The sequence below is a fragment of the Candidatus Symbiopectobacterium sp. genome, from assembly GCF_020054415.1.
In the GTDB taxonomy this organism is placed as follows: Bacteria; Pseudomonadota; Gammaproteobacteria; order Enterobacterales; family Enterobacteriaceae; genus Symbiopectobacterium.
The window spans coordinates 1-6777 of sequence record NZ_JAHWCO010000175.1 but is presented as its reverse complement, the minus strand read 5'-3'; the positions used below and the strand labels follow the sequence as shown (position 1 = coordinate 6777).

At 43.2% G+C, this 6777-nt stretch carries 7 protein-coding genes; all 7 read left to right on the top strand.

Annotated features, from left to right (window positions below; genetic code table 11):
• Positions 1–82 precede the first annotated feature (82 nt).
• The 7 genes from QZ506_RS05265 to QZ506_RS05235 all read left to right on the top strand — a co-directional run bounded on the left by QZ506_RS05265 (position 83) and on the right by QZ506_RS05235 (position 6650).
• Positions 83–325, top strand: coding sequence for a hypothetical protein (locus QZ506_RS05265; RefSeq protein ID WP_291969565.1), 243 nt, complete (start codon positions 83–85; stop codon positions 323–325).
• Positions 326–472: 147 nt separating this feature from the next.
• Positions 473–1555, top strand: a complete 1083-nt coding sequence (rfaQ, locus tag QZ506_RS05260; RefSeq protein ID WP_291969563.1) for a lipopolysaccharide core heptosyltransferase RfaQ — start codon at positions 473–475, stop codon at positions 1553–1555.
• 10 nt (positions 1556–1565) lie between these two features.
• Entirely contained in the window at positions 1566–2690 is a 1125-nt protein-coding gene (locus QZ506_RS05255; protein ID WP_291969561.1) for a glycosyltransferase family 4 protein, read from the top strand.
• Complete coding sequence (rfaP, locus tag QZ506_RS05250) at positions 2691–3500, top strand: lipopolysaccharide core heptose(I) kinase RfaP (protein ID WP_291969559.1); 810 nt, start codon at positions 2691–2693, stop codon at positions 3498–3500.
• Positions 3501–3520: 20 nt separating this feature from the next.
• Positions 3521–4609 (top strand): lipopolysaccharide 1,6-galactosyltransferase, encoded by a 1089-nt coding sequence (gene waaB, locus QZ506_RS05245; RefSeq protein WP_291969557.1) that lies wholly within the window; start codon positions 3521–3523, stop codon positions 4607–4609.
• Positions 4610–4619: 10 nt separating this feature from the next.
• Entirely contained in the window at positions 4620–5633 is a 1014-nt protein-coding gene (waaO, locus tag QZ506_RS05240) for a lipopolysaccharide 3-alpha-galactosyltransferase (protein WP_291969556.1), read from the top strand.
• Between the two features lie 36 nt (positions 5634–5669).
• A complete protein-coding gene (locus tag QZ506_RS05235) occupies positions 5670–6650 on the top strand; it encodes a glycosyltransferase (RefSeq protein ID WP_291969554.1) in 981 nt (326 codons plus the stop codon).
• The last annotated feature ends 127 nt before the right edge of the window (positions 6651–6777 follow it).

Here is a 6777-nt window from a genome sequence, read left to right as displayed (position 1 = left end):
TTTTCCATGCCAGTTTTGGTTGAAAATGCTTGTCATCTCAGGTGTACACTTTTCTCATGAGGCCTAACTGCATGATTTTACGTTGCGAGGATCCGTCGTTTCACTGGGCTGCCAGCATAAAATCTATTTATTCAACAAATCGTTACTTATGTTTGGCTTGAGTGATGTCATTTTCTTTGAGCGGGATATGTTGATGGCGTGGCTGGTCACGTTCTGTCTTGGCATGACGCTGACGGGAAAATGGACCCTTCCCCCCCCCACACAGACGCCCTCTCAACCTAGCGTAATTACCGCTGTGAGAGGCATACAGCTTTTAGTACCATAGCGGTATAAAATAGTAGAGCCTGTGTATTTATTTACGTTACGCCTGATAACAATCCGGATAATAGCACGCAGTCCACTGGTAGCTGGAAAGCAAGGGGCGGTAGCGTGGTCATTTTCTGGTTTATATGCGTTAACTAAAGGAAAGCGAGTGAGCCTCAACACACTGAACTATAACCGGATCTTGATCGTAAAGCTGCGTTTTCATGGGGATATGCTGTTGACTACGCCGCTTATCAGCACGCTAAAAGCGCGTTACCCAGAAGCTGCTATTGATGTGCTGCTCTACGAGGACACCAGCCCTATCCTTTCCAAGCATCCCGATATCCACCGGTTATACGGTTTAAAAAGAAAAACCGCTGGCGCAATGGAGAAAGTCAGTGATTTTCTCGCCATGCGCAACACCCTCAAACGCAATCGCTATGACCTGATTGTGAATCTGGCCGACCAGTGGCCAATCGCGCTGCTGATTAAATCGTTGAACTGCCCTTATAGCCTCTCCATTCAACGCGGAGGCGCCAGACAGTCGCTATGGCGCGCCTGTTTCACACGTTGTCTGGAACCAACGGGGCAACATATCGTTGAGCAGAACTTCTCTTTGCTTGCCCCTCTGGATGTGCCAGAGGAAGACAGGACACGGCCGCTGTCGCTGTACTATGGCCCGGAAGATGCTGACCGCGTTTTTGCCCTAGCCCCTGAATTAGCGGCAACGCCTTATGTGGTCATCCAGCCGACCGCCAGACAGTATTTTAAATGCTGGGATAACGATAAATTTGCGCAGGTTATTGATCATCTGAAACAGCAAGGGTTAGAAGTCGTCCTTACCTGTGGCCCTGGTGCCGACGACTTGGCGGTGGTGAAGGAGATCAGCACCTTATGCGAACACAAACCTAATCTGTCGCTTGCCGGTAAAACGCATTTTCTTGAACTGGCCGCATTGATCGACAACGCCGTACTCTATATCGGCGTCGACTCTGCACCAATGCACATGGCAGCAGCGCTCGCAACGCCAACAGTTTGCCTGTTTGGGCCGACGGATCACGGCAAATGGAGACCTTGGTCAGATAACCATATTGTCCTTTGGGCGGGAGACTACACCGCCATGCCTGAGAGAGAGCATCTCTATAGGAATAAAAAATACCTGTCATGTATCCCTGCTCAGGACGTAATTCACGCCGCAGCAAAGTTGCTGGCCGACCCTACGGGTGCTTCGCTAACTACCGCAGAAAGATAAGGAATTCTGCATGAATATTGCCTTCTGCTTGTATAAATATTTCCCGTTTGGCGGCTTGCAGCGCGATTTCCTCAGTATTGCTCAGGCCTGCGTCAAGCACGGTCACCGTGTGCGGGTGTATGTGTTGTCCTGGCAGGGAGAAGAGCCTGAGAATCTTGAGATTATTTTGGTGCCCACGGTGGGTATCAGCAATAACACGCGGCATCAACGCTACAGTGAGTGGATTCAACACCATCTGCAATTGCACCCTGTCGATCACGTGGTGGGATTCAATAAAATGCCGGGACTGGATTTTTATTACGCCGCGGATGTGTGCTACGCGGAAAAGGTTGAGCAGGAGAAAGGATTTTTCTATCGCTTAACGCCGCGCTACAAGCACTACTCCGCTTTTGAAAAAGCGGTGTTCAGCCCAGGCGTAAACACCAAAATGCTGATGCTGACTCAACGCCATATTGCAGATTTTAAAAAACATTATGGCACGCAAGATGAGCGTTTTCTGATTCTTCCACCGGGCATTTCGCTGGACAGAAAATATGACCAGCAGACTCCCGGCGTTCGCCAGACCTTTCGTCATGCGCAGAACATCTCCGAAAACGCCCTAGTACTGCTGCAAGTAGGCTCAGATTTCAAGCGTAAGGGCGTCGAGCGCAGCCTTCACACTGTTGCCAGCCTGCCGGAAGCACTACGGGAAAAGGTCGTTTTCTTGGTTGTCGGCCAAGATAAACCCGACCGTTATCAGGCGCTGGCGGGTCAGTTAGGGATTGATAAACAGGTGCGCTTTTTCGCTGGGCGTAGTGATGTTCCTGATTTTATGGCCTCCGCAGATCTGTTACTCCACCCTGCACATCAGGAAGCCGCAGGCATTGTGCTCCTTGAAGCGATTACTGCAGGGCTACCGGTTATCGTGACAGAGGTATGTGGCTACGCGTTCCATATTGATAAGGCACAAGCAGGCCAAGTCATCGCCTCCCCCTTCAGTCAGGAAGCGCTGAACGCTGCGCTGCACAGGGCATTAGGACAAACGGAAACGTTGCATCGCTGGTCGGAGAATGCCCGGCATTATGCCGATACGGAAGATCTTTACAGCTTACCGGAAAAAGCCGCGCAGCTGATTGCGGGCCAGGATCGTCATTAAATGAAAAGCGTCATTACGTTAAAAGAGCCATTCGCCTCACTCTGGCAGAAACGCGACCCGTTTGAAGAAGTCAAAAAACTGGATGGCGATGTCTTTCGCGCACTAGAGAGCCGCAAAACATTACGTTTTACTTTGGCAGGACGCTCATGGTTTATCAAAATACATCGCGGTACGGCATTAAAAGAGGCACTCAAAAACCTGCTTTCATTACGACTGCCCGTATTGGGCGCTGATCGTGAATGGAACGCGATTCAGCGTTTGCGCGATCTCGGTGTAGACACCATGACGGGCGCAGCATTTGGCCAGCGGGGAATAAACCCGCTACAGCGCGAATCTTTTATCATTACAGAGGATTTAAGCCCGGCCATCAGCCTGGAAGATTATTGCGCCAACTGGCCGAAGAATCCGCCAATGCTTGCCGAAAAACGGCGACTGATTCGCCGTGTGGCAGAAATGGTGAGAAAGATGCATGCCGGTGGCGTCAATCACCGTGATTGCTATATTTGCCATTTCTTGCTGCGTCAGCCTTATCAGCCCACCGATACGCAATTTACACTTTCGGTCATCGACCTGCATCGGGCACAACTCCGCGAACGTGTTCCGCTGAGATGGCGTAATAAAGATCTTATCGGCTTCTATTTTTCCTCACTAGATATTGGGCTTAGCAAACACGATCTCTTGTTTTTCCTGAAGATCTATTTTGATCATCAACCATTGCGTACTACGTTGCGTCAGGAACAAGCGCTATTTCATGAAGCGTTTACCAAAGCAGAAAAAATTCGAGAAAGAACAGAGCGTAAGTCACTTTAACCCGAGTCCTGATTATCATTATGAATATACTTTTCGTCGGTGAGGCCACCTCCGGTTTCGGCGGGATTGAGACAGTAATAAAAAAGGTCACTCGCTTCCTGGAAAGTGACAAAGACACTAAAAACACCTATACCTTATATTTTCTCTGCCGTGATAACCGCATGGATAAAGCCTGGCTGGAAGGAAAGAACTTTATTTGCCATCGTTCCGGCATCAAGATCTCCTTTCTGCGTAGAATGAGCCACGCGTGTGCGCTGGCGCGCTTCATTAAACAGAACCAACCCGATACGGTTATTGCTTTTGATGCGCCATCCTGTCGCGTTGCGGCACAAGCGATCCGTTACAGTAAGAAAATGCTGCCGCTGATTTCGTGGCTGCACTACTCTCTCGAACACAAAAAACATGCCGAACAGGCACTGGTCGCGGATCATCACTTGGCCATCAGCTCCGGTATCAAGCAGCAATTAATAAAGCGTGGCGTTTCTCCCGAACGCATCTCTGTGATTTTTAACCCAGTCACGCCACAAAGTGTCGTGATTCCGCGCCCAACCGATAAAACCGTCTTTATGTATGTTGGGCGTCTTAAGTTTGAGGGTCAAAAGCGTCTTAAAGACATGTTAGATGCTTTCTCCGGTTTGCACGGTGAATGGGAATGCCATTTTATCGGTGATGGTTCAGATGCGGAAATATGCCAGGCCTACGCGCATCAACTGGACATTGCAGATCATTTGCATTGGCACGGATGGCAAGAAAAGCCGTGGGAATATGTTCAAAAGCAAATACCCTCTGTCAGCGCATTACTTCTCACATCCTCATTTGAAGGGTTTGGGATGGTTTTAGTTGAAGCGATATCTTATGGGATTTATTGCATTAGCAGCGATTGCCCATCAGGACCAGGTGATATCATCAAGAATGGTGTGAATGGGCAACTTTATGCACCGAGTAATATCAAAGATTTTATTAATATATTATCTCAAGTACAAAAAAAAGAAATCAATCACAATGTAGAAGAAATTAAAAAATCCATCAGTGGATTTTATGATGAAAACTATTACTCTACATTGATGGGATATATTTCAAATCATAACAATCAAAAAACATTAAATTAATGGTGATATTGTGTATTTTAATATCAAACATGTTATAAAAGAGAAAGTAACACTAAATAACAATATTGATACATTACCTGCCAATGCATTTAATATTGCTTATGGAATAGACAAAAACTTTATATTTGGCTGCGGAATATCCGTATCTTCCATATTGTTAAACAATAAAGGAAGAGAAATAGTATTTCATATTTTTACCGATTATTTTAATGAAAAAAACATCTCAGAATTTACTGAACTTAGCCATCAATACAACACCCAAATCATCGTTTATCTTATCAACTGTGATGAGTTAAAAAAATTACCAAGCACTAAAAACTGGTCTTATGCAACATATTTCCGTTTTATCATTGCTGATTTTTTCAATGGGTTATCATCTAAAGTACTTTATCTTGATGCTGATATTATTTGTAATGAGAAACTGGATGAGTTAATAAATCTAGACTTGGGCGTTCATCTCGCTGCCGTGGTCAGTGAAGGAGAGAAATCTTGGTGGACCAAGCGAGCACATGCGTTAGGGGATGAGGATATAAGTAATGGTTATTTTAATGCAGGATTCCTTTTAATAAACATTCCTTTATGGGCGAAAGAAGATATCAGTCGACAAGCAATGAATCTTCTTTCCAAAGATGAAATAAAAAAAATAATATCATTTTTAGATCAAGATATATTAAACATATTGTTTGTGAATAAAGTTATTTTTTTGGATAAAAAATACAACACCCAGTTTAGTATTAACTATGAGATAAATAAAAATAAAAACATGCTCACCCCCATCACCAATAACACGGTATTCATTCATTATATAGGCCCAACAAAGCCGTGGAATGAGTGGGCCATTTATTATGACTCATCATGCTATTTTACAAACGCAAAAAATAACTCCCCATGGAAAGATGCTGAATTGCTTAAAGCTCATTCAGCTAATCAGCTGCGTTATTGTGCCAAACATGAATTTCATAATAAAAAAATATTTTCAGGTTTTAAAAACTACTTACTTTATTTCTTAAAAAAAATCATCTAATTCAGAGCATAGAAAATTATGTATTTTGATAGCAGTTTGATCAAGAATAAGATTGAATTTCTTGGTGCGCAGGAAACTAACAAAGAGAAGATGTTGCACATTGCATACGGTGTCGATAATAATTTTTTATTCGGTGCTGCAATTTCGGCCACATCGACGATTATAAACAGTGAAATTCCTATCACCTTACACTTTTTCATTGACTCCATAAGCGATGATGATCTTCATCGTTTCAAGAAAATGTCTGGTGGATTTAATGTAGATATATTCATATATCACATTGATAACACACCATTAAAAGACTTACCCACAAAGAATTGGCCTTATTCTGCTTATTACAGATTAATCGCATTCGATTACTTGGGATCATATACAGATCGATTATTATATCTTGATGCCGATATTGTATGTAAAGCTCCCATTGACGAATTAATACATTTATCTTTTGATAATGCTATTTGTGCGGTTGTCACCGATATTGAGGGGATGGATAAGAAAGCAATTGAAAGACTCGATTGTCCAGAAATAGAAGATGTCTATTTTAATTCTGGTGTAATGTTTGTGGATTTAAAACAATGGCATCAACAAAACTTAACCTCTAACGTTATTAAATTTATCTTTGAACATTCAGAACTAAAATATCCGGATCAAGATGCATTAAATATGCTTTTGCTCGGCAAAACATTTCTCTTACCCAGAAAATACAATAGCATCTATAGTATAAAAAGCGAGTTATACGACAGGACTCATCAGAAATATAAAAAAATCATAAATAATGAATCTATCTTAATTCATTATGTTGGTACAACTAAGCCTTGGAATGAATGGGGACAATATCCTTCAACAATATTCTTTCAAAAAGCATATCTAGCCTCAGAATGGCATGATGTACCGTTACTTAAATCCCGAACATCTTTACAATGGAAGAAAAAATCAAAGCATGAGTTCCGGAAATATCACTTATTTAGCGGGATTTTAGCAAGATTAAAGTATATCATAACAAAATGGCTTTGTTGAATAAATAGATATTATGCTGCGTAGCCATAAAGGCTGCGGATTCCCTTGACGTAAAATCAGTATGTTAAATCCAGAGCGTGGTGATGCATCCCGGAGCGATCAGCATTTTAATCCAAAACAGGCGTGT

Coding starts and splice junctions, on each gene's coding strand:
- QZ506_RS05255 (WP_291969561.1), top strand. CDS start 1,566: ATGAATATTGCCTTCTGCTTGTATAAATATTTCCCGTTTGGCGGCTTG.
- rfaP (WP_291969559.1), top strand. CDS start 2,691: ATGAAAAGCGTCATTACGTTAAAAGAGCCATTCGCCTCACTCTGGCAG.
- waaB (WP_291969557.1), top strand. CDS start 3,521: ATGAATATACTTTTCGTCGGTGAGGCCACCTCCGGTTTCGGCGGGATT.